Origin of the sequence: Paractinoplanes brasiliensis (assembly GCF_004362215.1) — a bacterium.
GTDB lineage: Bacteria > Actinomycetota > Actinomycetes > Mycobacteriales > Micromonosporaceae > Actinoplanes > Actinoplanes brasiliensis.
Window position 1 is genome coordinate 1,410,672 of the sequence record NZ_SNWR01000002.1, and the last position, 23,216, is coordinate 1,433,887.

The following is a 23,216-nucleotide window of genomic DNA, read 5'->3' on the forward strand; positions in this document are numbered from 1 at the left end:
GTCAGCGGCTCGCGCCGGCCCGCCGCTTGGTCCACACGTCGAAGGCGACCGCCGCCAGCAGCACGGCGCCCTTGACCAGCATGACCTGCTCACTCGGCGCACCGATCAGGCTCATGCCGTTGTTGATCACGCCCATGATCAGACCGCCGGTGATGGCGCCGACCACCTTGCCCACGCCGCCCTGCACCGCCGCGCCGCCGATGAAGGCCGCCGCGATGGCGTCGAGTTCGAACTGGTCGCCGCCGGTCGGGTTGGCCTGGTTGAGGCGGCCCGCGAAGATGATGCCGGCCAGGGCCGACAGCACGCCCATGTTGACGAAGATCCAGAACACCACGGACTTGACCTTGACGCCGGAGAGCGTCGCCGCCTGCAGGTTGCCGCCGACGGCGTAGATCTGACGGCCGAAAACCGCCCGGTTGGTCAGCAGCGAGTAGCCGAGCACCAGCGCGGCCAGCAGCACGAGCACCCAGGGCAGGTTGCGGAACCGGGCCAGCTGCACGATCACGAACATGACCACAACGGCGGCCACGGCGATCTTCAGGACGAACAGCGCGAACGGCTCGACGACCTGCCCGAACTTGACCCGCCCGGCCCGCGAGCGCCACTGCGTCACGACGATGCCGGCGACGGCCGCCACCCCGATGAGCAGCGAGAACAGGTCGGCGCCACCGAGCGCGCCGAGCCCGATGTTGCCCAGATAACCCTCGGTGAAGCCGTTCGACAGCGTGCGTACCTCGTCGGGGAACGGGCCGATGCCGCGGTTGCCCAGGATGTTGTAGGTGACCGCGCGGAACAGCAGCATGCCGGCGAGCGTGACGATGAACGCCGGGATCCCGAAGTACGCCACCCAGTAGCCCTGCCACGCGCCGATCGCCGCCCCCACGAGCAGCGTGATCAGCAGCGCCAGGGGCCATGGCACGTCGTGGTTGACCATCAGCACGGCCGCGACCGCGCCGGTGGCCGCCACGATCGAGCCCACCGACAGGTCGATGTGCCCCGAGATGATCACCAGGATCATGCCGATGGCCAGGATCAGGATGTACGAGTTCTGGACGATGATGTTGCTGATGTTCTGCGGGGCGAGCATGTCGCCGCCGGTGAGGATCGTGAACAGCAGCACGATCGCGGCGAACGCGATGTAGATGCCGCTCTGCCTCAGGTTGATCCGGAACCGGCGGGGCCCGCGCTCGGCGGGATCGGACGGCAGCTTGCGGAGTGCGGCCGGGGCGACGCTCACGGGCGTACCTCCTGTCCGGCGGTCATGAGGGTCATGAGCCCTTCCTGGGTGGCCTCGGCGCGCGGAACCTCACCGGTGATCCGCCCGGCCGAGAGGGTGTAGATACGGTCGCAGAGCCCGAGCAGCTCGGGCAGCTCGCTGGAGATCAGCAGCACGGCCTTACCGGCGTCGGCCAGCTGATTGATGATCGTGTAGATCTCGTACTTGGCGCCGACGTCGATGCCGCGGGTGGGCTCGTCGAGGATCAGCACATCGGGGTCGGTGAAGATCCACTTGGACAGCACGACCTTCTGCTGATTGCCGCCGGAGAGCTTCCCGGTGATGCTGGAGACGCTCGGGGCCTTGATGTTCAGGCTTTTCCGGTACGTCTCGGCGACCTTGTACTCCTCGTTGTCGTCGACCCAGCCCCGCCGGGCGAGCTTGCGCAACCCGGCCGCGGACACGTTGCGTTTGATGTCCTCGATCAGGTTCAGCCCGTAGCGTTTGCGATCCTCGGTGGCGTACGCGATGCCGTGCGCGATGGCCTCGCGAACCGACCGCAACCGGATCTCCCGGCCGTCCTTGAAGATCCGCCCGCTGATGCCGGTGCCGTACGCGCGGCCGAAGATGCTCATGGCCAGCTCGGTGCGCCCGGCCCCCATCAGCCCGGCCAGCCCGACGATCTCGCCCCGGCGCAGCGTGAAGCTCGCGTCGGACACGAGCAGCCGGCCGTGCTGGGTGGGGCTGTGCACGGTCCAGTTCTCGACGCGCAGGATCTCCTCGCCGATGCTCGGCTCGTGCGGCGGGAACCGGTGGTCGAGGTCGCGGCCGACCATGCCGCTGATGATGCGGTCCTCGGTCAGGCCGTCGGCGTCGAGCGTGGTGATCGTCTTGCCGTCGCGCAGGATCGTCACCCGGTCGGCGATCTCGAGCACCTCGTTGAGCTTGTGCGAGATGATCACGCAGGTGATGCCCTCGTCGCGCAGCCCCCGCAGCAGCCCGAGCAGGTGCGCCGAGTCGTCGTCGTTGAGCGCCGCGGTCGGCTCGTCGAGGATCAGCAGCTTGACCCGTTTCGACAGCGCCTTGGCGATCTCGACGAGCTGCTGCTTGCCGACGCCGAGGTCGAGCACCTGGGTGACCGGGTTCTCGTGCAGCCCGACGCGGGCCATCAGCTCGGCCGCCGCCGCGTTGGTGCGGTTCCAGTCGATCAGGCCGCGCTTGGACTGCTCGTTGCCGAGGAAGATGTTCTCGGCGATCGACAGGTTCGACGCGAGCGCGAGCTCCTGGTGGATGATCACGATGCCGCGGTGCTCGCTGTCGCGGATGCCGGAGAACCGGCACTCCTGCCCGTCGAACGTGATCTCGCCGCTGTAGTCGCCGTGCGGGTAGACGCCGGAGAGCACCTTCATCAGGGTGCTCTTGCCGGCGCCGTTCTCCCCGCAGATCGCGTGGATCTCGCCGCGGAGCACCTCCAGGTTCACGTCGTCCAGGGCCCGTACGCCCGGAAACGTCTTGGAGATGCCCCGCATGCGCAGGATGGAGTCCGTCATTACTTGAGCTGGGACTCGTTGTAGTAGCCGCTGTCGACAAGTTCCTTCTTGTAGTTGCTCTTGTCGACGATGACCGACTCGAGCAGCATCGACGGGACGACCTTCACGCCGTTGTCGTAGTCGCTCGTGTTGTTGGTCTGCGGCGTCTGCCCCTTGAGCACGGCGTCGGCCATGGAGACCGTGGTCTTGGCCAGCTCGCGGGTGTCCTTGTAGATCGTCGAGTACTGCTCGCCGCGCAGGATCGACTTGACCGAGGCCTGCTCGGCGTCCTGCCCGGTCACGATCGGGTAGGGCTGCGCCGCCGTTCCGTAGCCGTTGCTCTTGAGCGCCGACAGGATGCCGATCGAGAGACCGTCGTACGGGGAAAGGACCCCGTCGACCTTGGCGCCGCCCCGATAGGTGGAGGTGAGCAGGTTCTCCATCCTGTCCTGGGCGGTCTTGGCCTGCCAGCGCAGGATGGCCACTTCCTTGAAGTCGGTCTGGGTGCTCTTGACGACCAGCGTGCCGTCGTCGATCTTCGGCTTCAGCACGCTCATCGCGCCGTTGAAGAAGAACGTGGCGTTGTTGTCGTCCGGCGAGCCCGCGAACAGCTCGATGTTGAACGGGCCCTTCGCGTCGCCGGCCGAGCCGTCGGGCTTGAGCACCTTGAGCCCCGTGAGCAGCGAGGTCGCCTGCTGCACACCGACCTTGAAGTTGTCGAACGTCGCGTAGTAGTCCACGTTCGGGCTGTTACGGATCAACCGGTCGTACGCGATGACCGGGATGTTGTTGGCCTTCGCGTTCTCCAGCTGCGTGGTGATCGCGGTGCCGTCGATCGACGCGATGATCAGCAGCTTCGCGCCCTTGGTGATCTGGTTGTCGAGCTGCTGCGTCTGGGTCGGGATCTTGTCCTCGGCGTATTGGAGGTCGACCTTGTAACCGAGCGCCTCGAGCTGCTTCTTGAGGTTGTCGCCATCGCTGATCCACCGCTCGCTGGAGCGGGTGGGCATGGTGACACCGATCAGGGCGCCCGTGTTGTCCGTGGCGCCGGCTTTCTGGTCGACAGTTTTCTCGCTGGAACCACATGCGGCCAGGGAGGCGGCGAGCACGGCGGCGGAGGCCACCGCACCCATCCTGGACAGTCTCATGCGGGACTCCTCTTCGGGTCCGTCGGAGCGGGAGTGCGGTCGAGTGTGAACGGTCACACGAACGGGTGTCAACCATTCTTAGCAACGTTGCCGACATTTGCCCGACACTTTGTTATCGATAACAGAAGGGTCTCGAACCGGCTAAGGCATGATCTCCTGAGCGCACGACGATCACGCCGGCCACCCGCTTCCCGGTCGACGACGCCGAGCTGAGCGCCCTGCACGCCCTCGCGTTCGACAGCGACCCGTCGGTGGTGACGCCCCGGGCTTCGCGGTTGACCCGGCACGCGCTCACCTGGGTCGGCGCGTCCTCGGGGCACACCTGGCCGGGTACGTCCAGGCCTGCTGGGACGGCAGGACCACGCCTTCCTGCTCGACACCGCCTCCCGGGCCGCGAGTTCACGCCTTCCAGCTCGACACGGCCGCCTCCGGGGCCGCGGGTTCGCGCCTTCCAGCTCGACACCGCCGCCTCCGGGGCCGCGGGTTCGCGCCTTCCAGCTCGACACCGCCGCCTCCGGGGCCGCGGGTTCGCGCCTTCCAGCTCGACGCCGCCGCCTCCCGGGCCGCCGGTTCACGCCTTCCTGCTCGACACCGCCGCCTCCCGGACCGCGGGTTCACGAGGCATCGGAGCAGCCGCCAAGTGGTGGACGCAGAACGAGTCCCCGGCCGTCCGTAGCGGCCACCCGATGCCCCACCGGTGTGCTGACGCGGCCGTCGCGGCGTGCCGTTTCACGGTCCGTGGTGAGCCAGGCCGCGGCCGCTCGGCAGCGCGGAGTTAGTCCGGTCGCACCCGCTGCGGCGGCCGGTCGACACCGGTCGTCTTGGTCAGCGGGCTGCCGTCATACTCCGACGCCGCGGAAGCCGTCGACCGTGTAGCGCACGAGCAACCCGAGCTGCCCCGCCCGAACCGGACGAATCACCGGCGCGGGCGGCGTGGGGAACCCGCCGGCCGACCCGATCGGCGCATCGCCCGGCGCTGACGGCTGAGAGGGCGGCGGCGTGGACGGGGACGGCTGAGACCGCGGCGGAGGCAGCGGGGACCCCGGCGGAGACGGCGCGGACCCCGGCGGGAGCGGCACGGACCCCGGCAGAGGCGGCACGGACCCCGGCAGAGGCGGCACGGACCCCGGCAGAGGCGGCACGGACCCCGGCAGAGGCGGCACGGACCCCGGCGGAGGCGGTGGGAGTGGCAGCGCCTTGGCTGGGCGGAACAGGTAGTGACGGATCACGGCGGGAAAGCGGTCGAACAGCAGGTTGCGGGGCCGTTCCCAGGTGATGCCCGCCCGCTCGCACACTGCCCGTACGGTGGCCTCGGACCGGAGGTTGGCGAAGCCGGATGCCTGATAGGGCAGCACGTGATGCACCCGGTGCGGGCTCAGGCCGGCGCTCAGCCACAGATCAAGCCATCGATTGCCGACGATTGTCAGGTCGTAGCTGAGGCAGATCTGGTGGGCCGCCCAGTCATCACGCAGGGTAACCGGGATCGCGGTGAGGTCGTCGGGGGTGTCGTCTTCGAAGTCGTGGCTCGACACCACCAGGAAAGTGTTGTACCAGAGCGTCAGGAAGAACTGCACGAGCCACGCCAGCCAGTGACCGGTGACCACGCACGCGACCAGCTCGACGAGCAGCCAGGCGCGGACCAGCCAGAAGTCGAGCCGGATCGGCGCGTTGCCGCCGCGCTGTTCGAAACGGGCGATCTCGCGGGCCCGCAGGGACAGGCCGAGCAGGCAGATGCCCAGCTTGTGCAGCGTGTATCCGGGGACGCGCAGCACCGGGTGCAGCCGCAGCATGCCGTCGAAGAACGTCTTTTTGACGTCGGCGCCGGAGCCCATGTACGGGTGGTGCAGCAGCACGTGCCCGTCGGTGCCGATCAGGCTCGTGCCCACGTAGTTGATGTCGAACAGGGCCTTGCCGAGCGGTGTCTGCAGCCGCCGTTTGTCGTTCCAGCGCCGGTGCAGGTGATAGTGGCCGGCGCCGGCCAGCGCGGTGCGGGTCAGCACCATGACGATCACGAACGCCCACGCCGGGGTGAGCCCGCCGGCGAGCGACGCCAGCATTGCCACGTGGGCCAGCCCGATCACCCAGGTGACCAGGTCGAACCGGCGGTCGAGGCGTTTGAGGTCACGCTTGGAGAACCGTTCGTTGATCGCGGTGCGGATGTCGGCGAGCAGGCTGCCCTCGTCGGCGTAGTCGAGCCGGGGCAGGTCGCGGGCCGCGTCGAAGCCGGGCTCGAGCAGGAACGGCGGAACTCCCAGCTTGGGCAGCACGTCCCGCTCGGTGAACCCGTCGATCTCGTACCGGGAAAGGAACTTCCGCAGCCGTACGGGGTCACGATGATAGGTGTGAAGGAGCGCGCTGATGTCACGACCCTGACTGGGACCGAACCAGGTCGCGCCGCCGGGATGGACGCGGGCCCACTCGGTGAAGTCGTAGGCGCGCCCGTCGACGATCCAGAACGGTCGTCCCCGCGGCAGGACCGTGCCGGTGCGGGGTGAGCTGCGCACGTCGTCGGTCACCGGGATCCCTTCCGCGGGGCGCCGAACTCGATCAGCGCCGTCTCGATCTGCGCGCCCGGCCCCATCGTGATCATCACGCCGTGCTCGCCGGGCCGGGCCGACCCCTCGTCGAGCAGGCGTTCCAGGCTGACCAGGAAGCTGCCGCTGGAGATGTTGCCGAAGTCGCGCAGCACCGAGCGTGTGTGCCGCACGTCGTGCTCGCTCAGCCCCAGACTCTGCCGGGCGCTGTCGATCACCGCGCCGCCGCCGGTGTGCAGCACCCAATGACTGATCGATTCCGGTCGGAGCCCGTGACGCTCGAGCAGGCGTGTCACCGGCACGACGAGATTGCTTCCGATCACGTACGGGATATCGCGGTCGAGGAAGAAACTCCACTTCCCGGCATTCTCGTCCCAGTCGAACCGCATGGCGTCCCACCGGTCGGGCAGGCAATGGCTTTCAAAATCGAGCACGTACGGCCCGCCGGCGCTTTCCGCGGTGATCACGGCGGCCGCCGCGCCGTCGCCGAAGAGGCTGTTCACTATTCCGGTTCGCGCGGTTCCGTCGCGGACGTACATGGCCGAGTTGATTTCGCAGCAGACGAGAACAGCGACCTTTTCCGGATGGTGCCGCACCCACTGCGCCAGCGGGTTGAGCCCGTTGAGCCCGGCGTTGCAGCCCATGCCGACCAGGTCGGCGCGGACGAGATCGGGCCGGAAGCCGAGCTCGCGCGAGAACAGCGAACTGAGCCCCGGGACGAGGAAGCCGGTTGACGTCACGCAGAGCAGAAAGCCCACGTCGGATGGGGTGAGGGCAGCGGTTTTGAGGGCGTTCGCGATGGCCCGGCCGCCGATCTCGAGGGCGCCGCGGCGGAACTTGGCGTGCAGCTCGGCGGGCGACTCCTCGGGCGCCCGGCCGGTCACCGGGTCGGCCGGGGGCAGGAACAACCGGCGCGTACGGATGTGCGGGGCGGCGAGCAAGCGGCGCGCGACCCGGTTGTCGAGGCCGAGCAGCGCGCCGACCTCGGCCTGCGTGTAGGAAGCGTCCGGAAAAGCGCTGCCGACCGAGGTGATCGCCGCCGGAGGAGAACCAATATTGATCATTTGAGCGCCCCCGCTTGATTGGCTCACGGACGACGTTATCGGGTCCGGCGCCGGCCCGCTGACCCACGTTTCATACGGGTATTTGGGCGCGTATTCGTGGTGTTTTCCGGACTATTGGGCGCCTGCTAATCTCCCGGCGTGCAGCGCTACCTCACCTCCGAGGAGGACAGTGCCCGCTGGCTCGGTTTCCGTTTCCGTCCCGGCGACATCGTGATCAGCACCCGCCGCCGCACCGGCACGACGTGGCTGCAGACGATCTGCGGCTTGCTGATCTTTCAGACGCCCGAGCTGCCCGCCCCGCTGTGGCACCTCTCCCCCTGGCTCGACCACCGGATCGAACCGCCGGCGTGGGTGCACGCCCGCCTCGACGCCCAGCCCCACCGCCGGTTCATCAAGACCCACACGCCGTTGGCGGCCCTGCCGTACGACCCCCGCGTGACGTACCTGGTGAGCGGGCGGCATCCGCTGGACACGCACGTTTCGCTCTGCCGCCACCTGTCCAACCTGCACGGCACGCCTGCTCCCGACCTCCGGCTGGCCCTGCTGCGCTGGATCGCCACGGACGAGAGCGCCGAGTCGCTGCCGGCCGTCCTGCACCACGCCACCGACGCCTGGCAACGGGCCTGGCTGCCCAACGTGGTGCTCGTGCACTACGACCAGTTGACCGCCGACCTGCCCGGCCAGATGCGTTACCTGGCGGCCCGCCTGGGCATCCCCGTGCCCGAGCCGTTGTGGCCCGTCCTCACGGCGTCAGCCACCCTGCCCCGCATGCGTGAACGCGCCACCCACCTGGTCCCCGGCTTCTTCCACGACGCGCGGGCCTTCTTCCCCCGGGGCAGCCCCGGCGCCGCCGCCGAACTGCTCACCCCCACCGAGCTGTCGGCCTATTACACCAGCGCCGCGACGCTGGCCCCGCCCGAGATCCTGACCTGGCTCCACGGCCACCAGTCCCCCGCCGCCGCTGCACAGGGCGTACGCGGCGGCCGGCGCCCCGTGGACCGACCGCAGACACCAGGCGCGGCAGAGCACCAGTAGGTCGCCATCCCCCACGCATACGGTCGCCGGGGGCCCGAAGGCGACCCCTGAAGGCGCGTGTTCCGGGGCCTACCTCGCGTAGACCCGCCCCCGGCAAGCCTCCTCGCGGCGCCACACCGCCGCCCCGGACGCCAAGCCCGCGCCGCCCCCGCAAGCCCTCCCGGACGCCAAGCCCGCGCCGCCCCCGCAAGCCCTCCCGGACGCGGGACGGCTCAGCAACGCGTACCCCCGACCGCCGGCACGGGACGGCCCCAGTCCTGCTCTACGCCACCCCTGGCAAAGCCGAACGCACCCTTGCACTGCGACCAAGCGCGACTCAGCATTGGCCCCCGCCCGCGTCCATGCCTGGCGGCTGGAGCCACAGCGGCTCAGGGCGCGAGCCGTTCGACCGACCCGGCCGCGAGCGCGGCGCGGACTCTGCCAGCCCCAGCCCGCAGCGGCCGCAGCCACAACGGCTCAAGGCCCGAACCGTTCGACCGACCCCGCCGCGAGCACGGCGCGGACTCTGCCAGCCCCAGCCCGCAGCGGCCGCAGCCACAACGGCTCAAGGCCCGAACCGTTCGACCGACCCCGCCGCGAGCACGGCGCGGACTCTGCCAGCCCCAGCCCGCAGCGGCCGCAGCCACAACGGCTCAAGGCCCGAACCGTTCGACCGACCCCGCCGCGAGCACGGCGCGGACTCTGCCAGCCCCAGCCCGCAGCGGCCGCAGCCACAACGGCTCAAGGCCCGAACCGTTCGACCGACCCCGCCGCGAGCACGGCGCGGACTCTGCCGACGCCGGCCCGGATCAGCTTGCCGTAGTCGTCGTCGGGCAACGCGTCGAGATGTTCCAGCGCGGCGGACAGGTGGATCCGTGCCGCCTCCGGATCCCCGGCGCGGCGGTGCGCGTCGGCCAGGTTGAGCCGCAGCGACGGCAGCAGCGCCCGGACCTGCCACGCCGCGTCGTAGCTCTTCGCGCGCGCGTCGGTGAGCCTGCTCGCCTCGGCGAGGGCGCGCTCGTCCCACATCAGCTCGTCGGCCACGGACTCCTGCAGGTCGGCCGCATAGTGCGCGATGCTGCACCGATGCAACGGATCGCCGCTGCCGTCCCACAACTGGGCCAGCGCCTGCCGCGCACCGGCCCGGTCACCGGACTGTCCCCGCGCGACGGCAGCCGCAATCGCCGTCATCCACACCATCCGCATCCGAGCTCGGGTCGACATCCGGCGACTCGCCGTCAACATCCGGCGAGACGCGGGCAGCGCCCGGCGAGACGCGGGCAGCGCCCTGCGAGGCGGGGTCCGGGGTCTCGGGCACGGCTCACTCCAGGTGGTAGGCATCGGCACGACGCCCGTGACTGTGTGCCCTCGACCAACTCGAGAGTCAAGGAATTCAGGGCACCGCAGCCCGGCGGATCGCAGCGGCCGCCGCCGCACGCAGTCGCGCGCGGCGGGCCCGGCGCACACGCAGGACAGCCGGCACGACGGGCGGACGCGAGGGCCGGGAGACTGGTCGGGTGTCGGTGTTCATGCCGGAGAACTTAGCGCCGGGGTGCGACAAAAATAGGATCCCGCGGGACCCCGGTCGTGGGGCACACTCGCGGGCATGTCTGTCATGGCCCGCACCGTCGACGACCTGACCGCCTACGCTTCCGCCAACCGGGTGAAGTACCTGTTCTTCTGGGGTCACCAGCCCGAACGTGACGGCAGCGCCGGCGCCGGCTGCCTCAGTCAGTGGTGGCCGTCCCGGTTCGCCGCCGACGGGCACGAGTTCGCGACGGCCGAGCACTACATGATGTGGCGCAAGGCCGTCCTCTTCGGCGACGAGGCCATGGCCGGGCGGATCCTGGCCGCGCCGCACCCCAAGGTGGCGAAGGCCCTGGGCGGGCGGGTGGCGGACTTCCGGCAGGACGTGTGGAACGCCAACCGCTACGAGATCGTCGTCTCGGGCAACCGGGCCAAGTTCACCCAGCACGACGAGTTGCGCGACTTTCTGCTGACGACCGGCGACCGGGTGCTGGTCGAGGCGAGCCCGCTCGACCGCATCTGGGGCATCGGCCTGGGCCGTGACGACCCGCGAGCGGCCGACCCGCGTCGCTGGCGGGGCGCCAACCTGCTCGGGTTCGCGCTCATGGACGTACGGGAGGAACTCAGCCGTCGTTGAGGTAGCCCGGCGTGACGACGAGACCGGGAATCAACCCGGCGCCGTGGAAGAACAGCAGGCGGACGAGCGCGGGTGAGCAACCCACGACGTGCATGCGACCCGCGCCCGCCGCCGCCTGCAGCAGCACCCGGGCGGCGGCGGTGTCCGCGAACCGGAGCGCGGTCAGGTCGATCGTGACCACCGGTTCGCCACCACGCCGGAGCAGGGCATCCTCCACCATGGCCTGCAGCGCGTGCCGGTTCGACAGGTCCGCCTCGCCCGAGATCCACAGCCCGTACGGCTGTTCGGTCCGCCGGATCCGCAGCGAGCTCTCGGGGTCGAACGGCAGCAGCGGCCCGGCGGCGCCCGGATGTGCGAGCGCCAGCCGCCTCAGCAGGACCGGGTCGAAGAGCCCTTTGTCGTACGCGCAGATCCCCATCACATAGCCGTCGGCGAACACGGCGTTGCAGCGCGTTTCGTACCATTCCAGCCGTTCCGCGTCCGGCACCCGCCGCCGCGCCCAGCTCATGTCGCCGATCACGCGCAGGCCCCGGTAACCCTCGGCCCGCGACCGTTCCTTCTCGGCGCGCAACTGCCCGATCAGGCCCTCGGGGTCGAACGATCCGCCGGCCAGGTAGCCGGCCTCGGCGGTGACCGCCTGCAACTGCCCCGACGCGAGGACCGCCCGCAGCACGACACCGCGGCGCTCGACCGCGGCGAGCACGGTGTCCGGGTCGTTGCCGGAATAGATGACCTTGTGCCCCGACAGCAGCCCGGCGTGCAGGACCCCGGCGATCTCGTCGCGCCGGACGTCATCGTCCTCGACGGTCCAGCAGACGTGGTCCCCGAGTTCGATGCGGTCGAGCAGTGCCACGGCCCTCCCCAGGTAGAGCGGTACACCTACGCGCAGAGCGTCGTTCACCGTACGCTTCGAATCGCTTCCACCGCGTTACCTCGTACGGGTGACTCCCCGCTTGGCAACCCAGCTTCGCCTCGGCGTCGTCCGGCATTCACCGTCCCGCCGCCGGGCCTGCCTACTGTCCGGCCCAGTCACCGGTGACCGGGCCGGTGGAACGGCAGGCAGGTAGCGAAGAATGGACGTCAGCGTCGTCATCCCGACGTGCAACCGCCCCGAGCTGGCCACCCGCGCGGTCCGCAGTGCGCTCGGGCAGACGCACCGCGACCTCGAGGTCATCGTGGTGATCGACGGACCCGACGACGCCACGGCCCACGCGCTCGAGCAGATCGGCGACCCCCGCCTTCGCGTACTTGCTCTGCCCGTACGCGGTAAGGCCCCCAACGCCCGCAACCAGGGCGTCAACGCCGCCGCGGGCCGGTGGGTGGCGCTGCTCGACGACGACGACGAGTGGCTGCCCGGCAAGATCGAAGCACAGCTCGCGCTGGCCGCCACCGCCACCAGGTCCGCGCCGATCGTGGCGTCCCGCATGATCAGCCGTACCCCGCGGGCCGACACCGTGATGCCGCGCCGGCTGCCCGAACCCGGTGAGCCGTTGAGCGAATACCTGACCGTACGCCGCGGCCTGTTCTACGGCGACGGGTTCATCCAGACCTCGACGATCATGGCGCCGGCCGAGTTGCTGCGGCGGGTGCCGTTCACCGTGGGACTGCGCCGCCAGCAGGAACTCGACTGGACGCTGCGCGCGTTGCAGCACGACGACGTCGAATTGCTGTACGCCGCGGAGCCGCTCGTGCTCTGGCACCAGGACGAGAACCGTGACCGGATCAGCCTGCACAACCCGTGGCAGGAGCAGCTGGCCTGGGTGCGCGAGAGCCGGCACCTGTTCACGCCGCGCGCCTACGCCGCCGTCACCATGAGCGTGATCAGCTCGATGGCCGCCCCGACGCGCAGCCCGAAGGTCTTTCGTGAGCTGCTGAGCGAGGCACGCGCCCACGGACGGCCGGGGGTCCTTGACTACGTCACGTTCCTGCAGATCTGGGCCCTGCCGCCGAGCCTTCGTCACCGCGTACGGGATCTGGTGCTGAGGAAGGCGAATGCGTAAGGTCGTCGTCTGGCGGAGCGCGATGATCCCGGCTTCGGAGACGTTCATCCGCAACCAGGCCGACGCGCTGAGCCGCTGGACGCCGGTTTACCTGGGCGCCACCAAGACGCGCTCCACTCTGGCCCGCGACACCGACATCACGCTGTTCCGCTCGCAACGCGACCCGGACTTCCTGCGCCTGCGCCTGTTCGGCAGCTCCCCCGCGCTGCGCCGCGCACTGGCCGCTCAGCAACCCGATCTGGTGCACGCGCACTTCGGCGGCGACGGCTGGCTGATCAGCGGCGAGAGCGCCCGCACGGGGATTCCGCTGGTCGTCACGTTGCACGGCCACGACGTCACCCGCCAGCCGGCGAGCCCCGGCGCCAAGGGGATCCGTCACCGCCACAACCTCCGTACGGTGTTCGGGCGCGCCTCGATCCTCGTCGCTGTGTCCGAAGTGATCAGGCAGCGGGCGATCGGGTGGGGCGCCGATCCGGCCAAGGTTCGCGTGCACCACACCGGCGTCCCGATCCCGGCCGGGATTCCTGACGGGCCGAAACGCTGGGACGTGGCGTTCGTCGGCCGTTTCGTCGAGAAGAAGGGCGCCGACGACCTGCTGGCCGCGCTCGCGACCCTCGACGCCAAGGCCGTGTTCGTCGGCGACGGCCCGCTGCTGGCGGAGATGCGCGACGTCGCCCGCGAGTTGCGCGTCGACGCCACATTCCTGGGCGCCCGGCCCGCCGACGAGGTGTATCGGGTGCTCGCGTCGTCGCGCCTGCTGGCGGCCCCCTCACGTACGGCGGCCGACGGTGACAGCGAAGGCCTGCCGACCACCGTCGTCGAGGCGATGGCGCTGGGCCTGCCCGTGGTCGCGACCCGCCACAGCGGCATCCCCGAAGCGGTGGCCGACGGACGGACGGGCCTGCTGAGCGACGAGCGCGACCGGGAAGCGCTCGCCGCCAACCTGCGCAAACTGCTCGACGACCCCGACCTCCGAACCTCCTTCGGTACGGCGGGACGAGCGCGAGCCGGAGCCGAGTTCGACGTCGTGGCGCAGAGCCGCCGGCTCGAGGACGTGTACGACGAGGTAACGGGGCAACGCGAATAGACCGGCTTCCGACGTCACCAGCACGAGCGGCCACGGCGTGGTCCGCTTCGCGTACCAGCTCGACGCCGAGGTGCCGGGCTCGATCCGCGGCTGACGGAGGCGCGTCACCTGTTCCGGAATCTGCGCACGGCTCGCTTGCCGGCTCGCAGGCGCCCGACCAGACCAGCGGCGGCCTTGCCGGGGGCCGTGGCCGACAGGAGCGCGTTCATCCGGCGTACGCGTTTCAGCTCGGCCTCGCGGTGCAGCAGCATCTTCTCGTACCAGTCGTGCTTGGCCCGGGCCTCGGCCAGCTCGCGGGTCAGGCGTTCCCGCCCGGCCAGCAGGTCGCCCACCACGTGGGTCGTGGCAGCCGGGATGGGTGGAACGTCGGCCGGGTCCAGGTCACGGCCGGTCATGCCGGCGAGGACAGCGGTCAGCTCCGCCTCGTCGGCAGGGCCCGGCCACAGATGGGCGTAACCACCGGCGATGACCTCGGCGGCGAAGGCCCGCAACGCTTCCAGCGGCTCCCCCGCAGGCGCCGGCGCGGTGAGAGAAACCGAGATGCCGGCCGGCGTTCCGGCGGCGGGCACGGTGCGAGGGCCGACGATGACTTGGTCGGCGGGGACCCCTGCGCACAGGTCCGACTGCCAGACCGTCAGCAGTTCGCGCATGGTGGGCAGGTCGCGGCGCTGGGCTGCGGCCAGCAGGTGGCCGGCGAGCGTGCGGCCGGGTGGCAACGCGGTCACGTCCAGCGGAGTCGCATTGATCACGGCCCCCGGGGCGGATGTCTGCGGCGGGGCGCCTCGGTCGGCGACGACGATCCACGCCGGCGCCAACGCGGTGCCGAGGCCGTGCCGGAGGGCCGCAGCGGCCAGCCGGGCCGGATCGGCAAGCACATCACGCGCGGACGGGACCGAACCGCCAAGCATGTCGGGCGCGGACGGGGCCGAATCGCCAAGCATGTCGCGCGCGGAAAGGGCCGAATCGCCGACCATGTCAGGGACAGACGGGGCCGGATCGGCGAGCACGCCGGGCGCGGACGGGGCCGAATCGGCGCGAGCGGTGGTTCGGAATGCCGTTGTCACGGCGGCTTCGAGAGCGCCGGCCACCTCGGGCACAGCCAGCACCTCCCCGCTCAGCAGGACCGACGGTGAGGACGGGCGCGGGAACACCGAGTAGTCGCGGGTGATCCGCAGACCGGCCGCGGTGAGGTGGGACAGCAACTGCGCGTGGCCGGCGGGCCGGGCGGGGTCGTGGTCGTCCGGCACGACCCAGTCGGCGTCGGTGGGAGTGGGCGGCAGGGCGGTCAGGCGGTGCACGCCGAGCAGGTTCTCGTGGACCAACAGCAGGCGGCCGTCGGGTTTCAGGAGGGCCAGGAGCTGCGCCAGTGTTTCGGCCCAGGTGAACGGGGGTGACTCGGCGGAATGCAAACGGGTCGGACCGTCGAGGGCGATCACGGTGTCGTACCGGGAAGGGGTTGCCAGTTTCTCGAGGCTTCCGCACAGCACTTTCACGCCGGGGTAGGCGGTCGCGTCGGCGTCGCCGCGGACCAGGACCGTCACGTCGGGGGTCGACAGCGCGGCGAGCAGCTGCGGGGCGTGGGGGCCGGCTACGAGCGTACGGCCGAAAGCGGTGGAGAGGAGCAGCCGCAGAGCGTCACCGTCGGCGGGGGCAGGGCCGTGGCTGCCGTCGAGATCGGACCAGGCAAGCATCTCACCGCCGATCAGGGTCGTCGTCGAGCTCGCCGTAGGGGTCGAAGCCGGATCCGCCGCGGGGGTCGTGGCCGAACCCGCCGCGGGGGTCGTGGCCGAACCCGCCGCGGAAGTCGTGGCCGGGCCCGCGCCGGGAGACGCCGCAGGGCTCGCCGCAGGAGCCGGTGTGGGGTTTGTTGCCGGGATCGGTCGGGGGCCTGTCATCGGGGGGACGCTCCGGTCGCTTCGAGTGCGGGATCTTGCTGTGGGGACGGCCACCGGAACAGGCGGCGCAGCTCGGGTGGGGGCAGCAGGCGGTCGGCGCCCAGCTCGGCGACGGCCAGCTCGCGCGCGTACGCCGCGTCGATCGAAGGGCCGTGCATCCGGCCCCACTCGCGGGCGATCCGGGCCTGGCCGCCGAACGCGGACTGCTCGCCCTCCAGCCGCATCGGGTCGCCGTAGACGGCCGGCTCGCAGCCGGCGAGTGTGCCGTACAGGACAGCGCTGCACAGCCGGTTCGATGCCACCCGGGAATGTCTGCGCTGCTCAGTCAGTTGACGGAGGAGGAAACCGGGGTCCAGGTCCTTCCACCAGCCACCCCGGTAGCCGTGACAGATCACCCGGAAGCCGGCCCGTTCGTAAAGTGCCCGCACCCGCTTGTCGCGGAACTCCTGCCAGTACAAACAGACCGTGACCGGGCCCGTCTCGGTGTCGCGGATCTCGCCGATCAGGCCGTCGTGGTCGCCCACGATGTGCTGGCCCTCCCAGCCGTGGAACGGGTACCAGATCGTGCCCTCGCGCGGCTCGCCGGCCGGCGGTTCCATCGCCAGCAGGTACGCCCACGGGGCCCCGGTCACGTAGACCTCGCGCCGGCCCAGCGACCAGGCCCGGCGGCGCACCCGCTCCGACCAGACGAACTTCGCGACACCCGGGACGTACTCGTGGTCGGGGGCCATGCCGTCGCCGATGTTCCAGCCGTGCTGCAGGTAGCCGTGGATGCGCGGCGGGTCGGCGTCGTCGAGGCCGCAGTAACGCGCCAGGACGTGGGAATGGCCGTAGTAGTGGTTGGCGTGGTGCACGCCGCATTCCACCCCGGGCAGACGTCCGTACGGCCAACCCACGGTGACCGGCAGGTGTCATGTCGGCGTGCCGTGCTGTGATCTTCGCCCGGGGAGTGCTACCTTGACCGCAGCGCTTTCCGGACGGCTCGGCCCCGGAACGCTGATCCAGGTCGTGAATCCTTCCGACCTCCACCACCGCGACATTCCGCCGCCCGGCTGATCCGGCGGCCCGCTCACCGCGCGGAGTCTCGCAGCTCACCCGGCGCCACGCCCTCGTGCGGCGCCGTCCTGCCACAACCCACCGTGGCGTTTCACTCCCACTGGAGAACCACAATGACCGAAGTTTCGGAAATCTCAGTCGATGCCCTGCTGGACATCGTCGATGACCGCGCCTGGCTGCGCCTCGACGGCTACCTGCCCGGCCCCAAGGACATCCCCGTCAACATGCACGAGGTCCGCCGGCTGGGCCTGCGCCGCGGCGACCGGGTCACCGGCCTGGCCGAGGTCAACGGCCGCAAGCCGGCCACCCTCCGGCTCGACCAGCCGATCGCCCGCCGCCCGGCCTTCTACGATCTCACCGCCCTCCACCCCCAGGAGCGCCTGCGCCTCGAGACCGAACCGCGGCTGCTCACCACCCGCGTCATCGACCTGGCCATGCCGATCGGCAAGGGACAGCGGGCGCTGATCGTGGCCCCGCCGAAGGCCGGCAAGACCACGATCCTCAAGCAGATCGCCAACGCCGTCGCCACCAACAACCCCGAGGCGCACCTCATGGTCCTGCTCGTCGACGAGCGGCCCGAGGAGGTCACCGACTTCACCCGTACGGTCAACGGCGAGGTCGTCGCGGCCACGTTCGACCGCCCGCCGCACGAGCACGCCGCCCTGGCCGAGCTGGCCATCGAGCGGGCCAAACGCCTGGTCGAGCAGGGACGGGACGTGGTCGTGCTGCTCGACTCCATCACCCGTCTCGGGCGCGCCTACAACCTGATGGCGCCGGGCCGCGGCCGTACGCTCTCGGGCGGCCTCGACGCGACGGCGCTGCACCCGCCGAAGCGTTTCCTGGGGGCGGCCCGCAACATCGACGGCGGCGGCTCGCTCACCATCATCGCCACCGCGCTCGTCGAGAACGGCTCCGCCATGGACAACTTGATCTTCGAGGAGTTCAAGAGCACCGGCAACGCCGAGCTCAAGCTGGACCGCGGGCTCGCCGAGGCCCGCATCTTCCCGGCCATCGACCTGTCGTCCACCGGCACCCGCCACGACGAGACCCTGCTCTCCCCCGCCGAACTGGCGATAGTCACCCAGGTGCGGCGCGTGCTGGGCACCCCCGACGCGATGCGCCAGCTGCTCGACCAGCTCCGCGGCACCTCCTCCAACCGCGAGTTCCTGCGCCGCGTGGCCCACTCCCTCGCCGCCTAGCCCGGTGCCCGGATCGACAAGCGGACGAGTTCAGGAACACTCGTTCTTGACTGATCGTTCCTTTATTGGCTACCGTGATCGCCATGGGACGGCCGAGGGCTTTTGACGAGGACGAGGTTGTGCGAGACGCGGCGGCGCTGTTCGCCGGACGGGCGTACGACAGCGTGTCGGTCGACGACCTCGTCAACCACCTGGGGGTGCACCGCAACAGCCTCTACAAGGTGTTCGGCAGCAAGCGCGGGCTCTATCTGGCCGCCCTGCGGCACGGGCTGGCCGGCGAGGGGCCCGGCCTCGATCTGCTGCTGCTCGCCATGGCCGAACGCGCGCCGGTCGACGCCGAGGTCGCCGCGCTCGTCCAGGCCGTCCTGCACGACCTCGACCAGGCCCTCGGCAGCGCCGGGGCCACCGCCACCCTGCTCGGCGACCGCCTGCGGGCCCGCGCCGCATCCTGAGGAGTTCTCATGGCAGACGTACGCATTTCCGGCGCCGACCTGGTTGTCGAGATGAACGGGTTCGACAAGCTCTGGGCGCTCAAGAGCAGCTTGACCATCCCGCTGGCCAACGTCCGCGGCGCCACCCTCGACCCCGGCATCACCCGCGAGAGCAAGGGCATCCGGACGGCCGGCACCCACTGGCCAGGCGTGATCACGGCGGGTTCGTTCCGGGTCGACGGCGAGCGCGTCTTCTGGGACGTCCGCGACCCGATGAAGGCGATCGTGATCGAGTTGCGCGACGAGCACTACGCGCGCCTGATCGTCGAGGTCGACGACCCACGCGCCACGATCGGCCTGATCGAGAAGTCCCTGTGACCGTCATCGACGAGGTCGTGGCCGCCACCCCGGACGTCCGGTGGTCGATCGCGGTGCCGGGTCTCGGCGAGCACGAGCCCGGGCGAAGGCTCCGGACGGCCAGCGTCGGCAAGCTGCTCCTGCTGATCGAGACCGCGCGGCGCCTCGAGGACGGCACGCTCGACGCCGGCGAGATGCTGGTCAAGGACCCGGCGGTGGCGGTCGCCGACTCGGGGTTGTGGCAGCACCTGAGCGTGGACGCGCTGCCGGTTGCCGATGTCGCGCTGCTGATCGCGGCGGTGAGCGACAACTACGCCACCAATGTGCTGCTCGGGCGCGTCGGGTTGGCGGCGGTGGCCGCGCTGACCGGCAAGCTCGGCTTGCACGAGACAAGACTGCTTGACCGCGTACGACGGGATCGGGGTCCTCATGATCCGCCGACGCTCTCGACCGGGTCGGCGGGAGAGCTGGCCGGCATGATGCGGACGATCGCGCGGGGGGAACTGGTGTCGCCCGCCGTCTCGGCCCGGATGGACGCGTGGATGGCGACCAGCGCCGACCTGTCGATGGTGGCGTCCGCGTTCGGCGCCGACCCGCTCACGCACACCCGGTCGGTGCGCAACAAGACCGGCACCGACGACGGCATCCGCGCCGACGTGGGCTATATCGGACACCAGCCGTACGCGGTGCTCGCGGAGTTCCCCGAGGAGCAGAGCGCGCTGGTCATGGCCGGGATGCGCCGGATCGGCGAAGCGGTCGCTGCCCTGTCGTAAAGCTGTCCGAGCGGTGGCTGTTCGGACAATGGCGCGTGGCCTGCGAAGGAGCAGAATGGCGGACGGGACGGGTGCCTATCCCCGCCAGGAGGCATCCTTCCCCTAGGCAACAAGCGAACGGGCCGGGGTCGTCGCGACCCCGGCCCGTTGCTCCGACCGGCCCTAGGACGCGGGGTAGTCGGTGATGAAGACCGGGGCCCCCACCTTCGTCATGTCGGCGGCCTCACCCACCCCGTTGACGACGTGGTTGATCACGCCGGCGCTGAGGTTGACGGTCATGATGTGGTGCAGTTTCACGCCGGGGCGCTGAGGCACCTCGAAACCGTTCTCGGTCACGATCGACGGGTTGTTCTGGTTGAAGACGTAGACACCCGCCCCGTACAGGGAATGGTTCTTGACCTTGTCTCCGACCTTGTAACCCGCGTAACCCTTGGTCTTGCCGTTCATCCAGTCCGCCTGGGTCGGCGGGTCGTACGGCAGTTCGTTCTGGTAGAGCACCGTCGTGCCCTTCTCGCCGTTCCAGACGGTGTTGTACTTCTGGAAGTGCTCGACGAACAGGCCCGTCGCGGTCACGTTGTCGCCGTTGATCACGGCGCCGTAGCGACCGGTGTTGGTGCGCCACCGCTGGGTGTCACCGTTCACGCCCTCGGTGAAGCCCTCGACACCGTGGTCACCGCGCCACACCCAGGTGTGGTCGATCAGCACGTTGTCGCTGTTGATCTCCAGAGCGGTGTCGACCTTGCCGATGTGCGGGCCGCCCACCCGGAAGTAGACGTCCGACAGCGTGGTCGGGTTCGACGGCGAGCTGATCTTCAGCCCGTTCTTGTTCCCGACCTGCAGCAGGTTCTTCGACTCCTTGGCGCCGGCGTCGATCGTGACACCCGCGATGATCACACCGGGGACGTCGGCGACCTTGATCGGCGTGACCCCGTTGACCGCGGTCAGCGTGGCGTGGCCGATGCCGAGCACGACCTGGTTGGGGCGCAGCACGTGGATCGTCTGGTCGACGTTGTAGACACCCGGCGTGAACAGCAGGTTCTTGCCGAGCAGCAGCTGCGCGTTGATCAGCCACTCCGGGTCGGACGGCTTCGCGACGAAGAAGTCGCTCAGCGGGATCGTCCGGCCCTTGGTCAGGTCCTCGTCCCAGCTCACGCCGCTGGTGTCGCGGTGCGCGCTGGGAACCCGTACGGCGTACTTGCCCTTGGCGTCGACGAACAGGAACGGCTTCTCCCGGCTGAGCGGGGTCGTGGCCAGGGTCGTGTACGGCGGGTTCGGGAACGCCGAGTCGTCCGGCGCGCCCTCGACACCGGCGAAGACCTGGTTCCACACCGCGTTCGACCAGGCGCCGACCTTGCTGTTGCGGGTCAGCCACTGCTGCTGCGAACCGTTGGTGACGTTGCCGAACTGCGAGTCGGCGATGAAGCCACCGCTGGCGTACTGCGGGCCGGCGGTGCAGTAGTCCATCAGCGTGAAGTTGCCGTCGACGTTGAGCCGGCGCAGCGACACGGCCTGCGAGACGGCCCAGAAGTTGGCGCCGGCGCGGCACCCGTCCTGACCCGCTCCGTTGACCTTGATGGACAGGTTCGACAGCGTGCGCCAGAAGTTGACCAGCGCGAGGCAGTTCGCCGTGCCGTTCTCGGTGAGGCAGCGGTTGTAGACCTCCACCTTGCCGTTGATCACGACGTCGTTCGGTGACGCGCCGAGGCCGGAGACCTCGGTGTAGTAGCCCACCTTGATCTGCAGCGGCTGGGCGTCGGTGCCATAGGTGCCCGGCTTGAACAAGAAGGCGTAGCGGTTGGTGCCCATCTCCGCGTTGACCTGCTGCGCGTGCGCCGCGTCGAGCTTCGCCTGAATCTCGGCGACGGGCATGCTCGGGTCGAAGATGGTGACGTTGGTGCCGAAATTCGGTGCGGCTGCGGCGGCCGCGGCGGGGGCTGCGGCGGCGGGCGCGCCGGTGAGCGCACCGACGGTGACCGCGGTGAGCCCGACGGCGAGAATCCGTCGCAGGTGCCGGCGACCGGCAGTTTTCGTCATGCGGAAAGGTCCTTTCCGTAATGGGGGTGCAACAAACTGGATCACAGGAAGCAATAGACCGTTCGGCATGTCAAGGGTCCGTTCGCCGGCCCGGTGCGGCATTCGCACAGGCTTCGGACATAGCGCCGCGGTTCCGGAACCGACCTTGCCCGAACAGACTGTCCGAGGGGTTCTTCAGCCCCCGGAACCGGTACCGGCCCGCCCTCGCAGGAAGTCACGTTCGGTAGCGGTCGGCGCCAGGACGGCGGCGCGCTCGAAGTGCTCCGCGGCGGCTGCCCGGTCACCGAGGCGCAGAAGGCACTCGGCGCGGGCGGCCGGAACGTGGTGGTTTCGCGGGAGTTGCTCCTCCAGCCCGTCGAGCAACCTCAGAGCGGCGGCCGGCCCCTCCGACTCGAGCACGGCGACCGCGCGGTTGAGCCGGACGACGGGCGAGCCGGTCACCGCCTCGAGACGCGCGTAGAGCAAAGCGATGGCGGGCCAGTCGGTGTCCTCGGCCCGTTCGGCGGTGGCATGCCGGGCGGCGATCAGCGCTTGGAGCCCGTACGGGCTGTCCGGGGCGTCCGCCGCGAGCAGCGTGAGCGCTTCGGCGATCTCCGAGGCGTTCCACCGCGTACGGTCCTGGTCGGCCAGCAGCACAAGACGACCGTCCCGTCGTCGCGCGCGCCGCCGGGAGTGCTGCAACAGCATGAGCGCGAGCAGTGCGGCCGTCTCGGCGTCGGACGGGAGCAGATCGTGCAGCAGCCGGGTCAGCCGGACCGCCTCCGCGGCGACCTCGTCACGGTAGGACCGGTAGCCCTCGGTGAACAGCAGATAGAGCACGGCGTGCACGCCGGGTACCCGTTCGGGCAGGTCGGCCGGGGTGGGCAGCCGCAGCGGGATCCCGGCCGTCCGGATCTTCTGCTTGGCCCGCGTGATCCGGGCGGCCATGGTGCTCTCGGACACCAGGAACAACCGGGCGATCTCGGGCACGGTCAGGCCGGCGACGAACCGCAGAGTGAGCGCGACCCGTGATTCCCGGCCCAGCGCGGGGTGACAGCAGGCGAACAGCAGGCCCAGCGAGTCGTCCGCCGCGCTCGGGGTGCGCGGCTCCTCGGTGATCAGCAGGGGCAGGTAGCGGGTCAGGGTTTCCTCACGGCGACGCCGGTCGACCGCCCGGCGACGGGCCACCGCGAGCAGCCAGGCGGCCGGGCGCCGCGGGACGCCCTCGCCGGGCCACTGGGCGGTGGCGGCGGCGAAGGCGTCCTGCAGCGCCTCCTCGGCCAGGTCGAAGCTGCGCAACTCCGCGACGAGCGTGGCGAGCAGCGGCCCGCGGTGCTCCCGGAAGGCGGCCTCGACGACGGTCATCCGGCCGGGTGCTCCACGACCGGGCGGACCTCGATGATGTCCTCCACGGTGGCCAGCTGCCGGGCGAACTCGAGCGCCTCGTCCAGGTCGCGGGCCTCGACCAGGTAGAAGCCGCCCAGTTGCTCGGCGGTCTCGGCGTACGGGCCGTCGGTCAGCAACGCCTCGCCGTCGCGGACCCGTACGGTCGTGGCGGTGTTCGACAGGGCCAGTTCCTCTCCGCCACGCTCGGCGTCGCGCTCGCGCAGCAGCTCCGAGAAGCGCCCGTGCGCCGCGTACACCTTCTCCCGGGTGGCCTCGTCGGCCTCGGCCCAGCTCTTCTCGACGCTGTACATGAGCAGTGCGTACTTCATGGCTCTCATCCTCTCGTGGAC

At 70.3% G+C, this 23,216-nt stretch carries 20 protein-coding genes; 8 read left to right on the top strand and 12 right to left on the bottom strand.

Annotated elements, in window-relative coordinates:
- Position 1 precedes the first annotated feature (1 nt).
- The 5 genes from mmsB to C8E87_RS38515 form a co-directional block, all read right to left on the bottom strand.
- Positions 2-1,207, bottom strand: a complete 1,206-nt coding sequence (gene mmsB, locus C8E87_RS38495) for a multiple monosaccharide ABC transporter permease (RefSeq protein ID WP_133879221.1) — start codon at positions 1,205-1,207, stop codon at positions 2-4.
- Positions 1,208-1,233: 26 nt separating this feature from the next.
- Positions 1,234-2,766, bottom strand: coding sequence for a multiple monosaccharide ABC transporter ATP-binding protein (gene mmsA / locus C8E87_RS38500; RefSeq protein WP_133878281.1), 1,533 nt, complete (start codon positions 2,764-2,766; stop codon positions 1,234-1,236).
- Positions 2,766-3,893 carry a multiple monosaccharide ABC transporter substrate-binding protein gene (gene chvE / locus C8E87_RS38505; protein ID WP_133878282.1) on the bottom strand — a complete coding sequence of 376 codons (1,128 nt, stop codon included), beginning with the start codon at positions 3,891-3,893 and terminating at the stop codon, positions 2,766-2,768. Before chvE ends, mmsA begins: the two co-directional genes overlap by 1 nt.
- 839 nt (positions 3,894-4,732) lie before the next feature.
- Positions 4,733-6,409 carry a fatty acid desaturase gene (locus tag C8E87_RS38510; RefSeq protein ID WP_166661418.1) on the bottom strand — a complete coding sequence of 559 codons (1,677 nt, stop codon included), beginning with the start codon at positions 6,407-6,409 and terminating at the stop codon, positions 4,733-4,735.
- Complete coding sequence (locus tag C8E87_RS38515; protein WP_133878284.1) at positions 6,406-7,491, bottom strand: type III polyketide synthase; 1,086 nt, start codon at positions 7,489-7,491, stop codon at positions 6,406-6,408. Before C8E87_RS38515 ends, C8E87_RS38510 begins: the two co-directional genes overlap by 4 nt.
- A gap of 138 nt (positions 7,492-7,629) precedes the next feature.
- Here C8E87_RS38515 and C8E87_RS38520 point away from each other — a divergent pair, with 138 nt between their 5' ends.
- The gene (locus C8E87_RS38520; RefSeq protein ID WP_133878285.1) at positions 7,630-8,526 is read left to right on the top strand and encodes a sulfotransferase domain-containing protein; all 897 of its coding nucleotides are present in this window, start codon (positions 7,630-7,632) and stop codon (positions 8,524-8,526) included.
- A gap of 720 nt (positions 8,527-9,246) precedes the next feature.
- Here the strand turns inward: C8E87_RS38520 and C8E87_RS38525 are convergent.
- The gene (locus tag C8E87_RS38525) at positions 9,247-9,696 is read right to left on the bottom strand and encodes a hypothetical protein (protein WP_239080078.1); all 450 of its coding nucleotides are present in this window, start codon (positions 9,694-9,696) and stop codon (positions 9,247-9,249) included.
- A gap of 415 nt (positions 9,697-10,111) precedes the next feature.
- Here C8E87_RS38525 and ybiA point away from each other — a divergent pair, with 415 nt between their 5' ends.
- Positions 10,112-10,669, top strand: coding sequence for a riboflavin biosynthesis intermediates N-glycosidase (gene ybiA, locus C8E87_RS38530; protein ID WP_203720557.1), 558 nt, complete (start codon positions 10,112-10,114; stop codon positions 10,667-10,669).
- On the opposite strand, the gene C8E87_RS38535 is transcribed toward ybiA, so the two are convergent.
- Positions 10,656-11,522 (bottom strand): MEDS domain-containing protein, encoded by an 867-nt coding sequence (locus C8E87_RS38535; RefSeq protein WP_166661419.1) that lies wholly within the window; start codon positions 11,520-11,522, stop codon positions 10,656-10,658. The two genes, ybiA and C8E87_RS38535, sit on opposite strands and share 14 nt — an antisense overlap.
- Before the next feature lie 220 nt (positions 11,523-11,742).
- Between C8E87_RS38535 and C8E87_RS38540 the strand changes: the two genes are divergently transcribed.
- Positions 11,743-12,669 (top strand): glycosyltransferase family 2 protein, encoded by a 927-nt coding sequence (locus C8E87_RS38540; RefSeq protein WP_133878288.1) that lies wholly within the window; start codon positions 11,743-11,745, stop codon positions 12,667-12,669.
- Entirely contained in the window at positions 12,662-13,756 is a 1,095-nt protein-coding gene (locus tag C8E87_RS38545; RefSeq protein ID WP_133878289.1) for a glycosyltransferase, read from the top strand. Before C8E87_RS38540 ends, C8E87_RS38545 begins: the two co-directional genes overlap by 8 nt.
- Positions 13,757-13,860: 104 nt before the next feature.
- Here the strand turns inward: C8E87_RS38545 and C8E87_RS38550 are convergent, their stop codons facing one another.
- Both C8E87_RS38550 and C8E87_RS38555 read right to left on the bottom strand, forming a co-directional pair.
- Positions 13,861-15,447 (bottom strand): class I SAM-dependent methyltransferase, encoded by a 1,587-nt coding sequence (locus tag C8E87_RS38550; protein ID WP_133878290.1) that lies wholly within the window; start codon positions 15,445-15,447, stop codon positions 13,861-13,863.
- Positions 15,448-15,647: 200 nt separating this feature from the next.
- Positions 15,648-16,505 carry a hypothetical protein gene (locus tag C8E87_RS38555; RefSeq protein ID WP_133878291.1) on the bottom strand — a complete coding sequence of 286 codons (858 nt, stop codon included), beginning with the start codon at positions 16,503-16,505 and terminating at the stop codon, positions 15,648-15,650.
- A 315-nt stretch (positions 16,506-16,820) separates the two neighbouring features.
- Here C8E87_RS38555 and rho point away from each other — a divergent pair, with 315 nt between their 5' ends.
- The 4 genes from rho (at position 16,821) to C8E87_RS38575 (ending at position 19,467) form a co-directional block, all read left to right on the top strand.
- On the top strand, positions 16,821-17,906 hold the full coding sequence (rho, locus tag C8E87_RS38560) for a transcription termination factor Rho (protein ID WP_133878292.1): 1,086 nt from the start codon (positions 16,821-16,823) through the stop codon (positions 17,904-17,906).
- A gap of 83 nt (positions 17,907-17,989) precedes the next feature.
- On the top strand, positions 17,990-18,358 hold the full coding sequence (locus C8E87_RS38565) for a TetR/AcrR family transcriptional regulator (protein WP_133878293.1): 369 nt from the start codon (positions 17,990-17,992) through the stop codon (positions 18,356-18,358).
- Positions 18,359-18,367: 9 nt separating this feature from the next.
- Positions 18,368-18,715, top strand: a complete 348-nt coding sequence (locus tag C8E87_RS38570) for a hypothetical protein (RefSeq protein ID WP_133878294.1) — start codon at positions 18,368-18,370, stop codon at positions 18,713-18,715.
- The gene (locus tag C8E87_RS38575; protein ID WP_133878295.1) at positions 18,712-19,467 is read left to right on the top strand and encodes a serine hydrolase; all 756 of its coding nucleotides are present in this window, start codon (positions 18,712-18,714) and stop codon (positions 19,465-19,467) included. Before C8E87_RS38570 ends, C8E87_RS38575 begins: the two co-directional genes overlap by 4 nt.
- Positions 19,468-19,629: 162 nt before the next feature.
- Here C8E87_RS38575 and C8E87_RS38580 read toward each other — a convergent pair whose 3' ends face one another.
- The 3 genes from C8E87_RS38580 to C8E87_RS38590 all read right to left on the bottom strand — a co-directional run bounded on the left by C8E87_RS38580 (position 19,630) and on the right by C8E87_RS38590 (position 23,195).
- Positions 19,630-21,501 carry a pectate lyase-like domain-containing protein gene (locus C8E87_RS38580; protein ID WP_133878296.1) on the bottom strand — a complete coding sequence of 624 codons (1,872 nt, stop codon included), beginning with the start codon at positions 21,499-21,501 and terminating at the stop codon, positions 19,630-19,632.
- 174 nt (positions 21,502-21,675) lie between these two features.
- Entirely contained in the window at positions 21,676-22,845 is a 1,170-nt protein-coding gene (locus tag C8E87_RS38585) for an RNA polymerase sigma factor (RefSeq protein WP_133878297.1), read from the bottom strand.
- Positions 22,842-23,195, bottom strand: a complete 354-nt coding sequence (locus C8E87_RS38590) for a YciI family protein (RefSeq protein WP_133878298.1) — start codon at positions 23,193-23,195, stop codon at positions 22,842-22,844. The genes C8E87_RS38585 and C8E87_RS38590 overlap by 4 nt, the downstream gene beginning before the upstream one ends.
- Positions 23,196-23,216: the final 21 nt, after the last annotated feature.

Bases quoted from the DNA above. Each gene is read 5' to 3' on its own strand.
- mmsA (WP_133878281.1), bottom strand. From the start codon at position 2,766: ATGACGGACTCCATCCTGCGCATGCGGGGCATCTCCAAGACGTTTCCG.
- chvE (WP_133878282.1), bottom strand. From the start codon at position 3,893: ATGAGACTGTCCAGGATGGGTGCGGTGGCCTCCGCCGCCGTGCTCGCC.
- C8E87_RS38515 (WP_133878284.1), bottom strand. From the start codon at position 7,491: ATGATCAATATTGGTTCTCCTCCGGCGGCGATCACCTCGGTCGGCAGC.
- C8E87_RS38525 (WP_239080078.1), bottom strand. From the start codon at position 9,696: ATGACGGCGATTGCGGCTGCCGTCGCGCGGGGACAGTCCGGTGACCGG.
- ybiA (WP_203720557.1), top strand. From the start codon at position 10,112: ATGTCTGTCATGGCCCGCACCGTCGACGACCTGACCGCCTACGCTTCC.
- C8E87_RS38540 (WP_133878288.1), top strand. From the start codon at position 11,743: ATGGACGTCAGCGTCGTCATCCCGACGTGCAACCGCCCCGAGCTGGCC.
- C8E87_RS38545 (WP_133878289.1), top strand. From the start codon at position 12,662: ATGCGTAAGGTCGTCGTCTGGCGGAGCGCGATGATCCCGGCTTCGGAG.
- C8E87_RS38550 (WP_133878290.1), bottom strand. From the start codon at position 15,447: ATGCTTGCCTGGTCCGATCTCGACGGCAGCCACGGCCCTGCCCCCGCC.
- rho (WP_133878292.1), top strand. From the start codon at position 16,821: ATGACCGAAGTTTCGGAAATCTCAGTCGATGCCCTGCTGGACATCGTC.
- C8E87_RS38565 (WP_133878293.1), top strand. From the start codon at position 17,990: ATGGGACGGCCGAGGGCTTTTGACGAGGACGAGGTTGTGCGAGACGCG.
- C8E87_RS38570 (WP_133878294.1), top strand. From the start codon at position 18,368: ATGGCAGACGTACGCATTTCCGGCGCCGACCTGGTTGTCGAGATGAAC.
- C8E87_RS38580 (WP_133878296.1), bottom strand. From the start codon at position 21,501: ATGACGAAAACTGCCGGTCGCCGGCACCTGCGACGGATTCTCGCCGTC.
- C8E87_RS38585 (WP_133878297.1), bottom strand. From the start codon at position 22,845: ATGACCGTCGTCGAGGCCGCCTTCCGGGAGCACCGCGGGCCGCTGCTC.
- C8E87_RS38590 (WP_133878298.1), bottom strand. From the start codon at position 23,195: ATGAAGTACGCACTGCTCATGTACAGCGTCGAGAAGAGCTGGGCCGAG.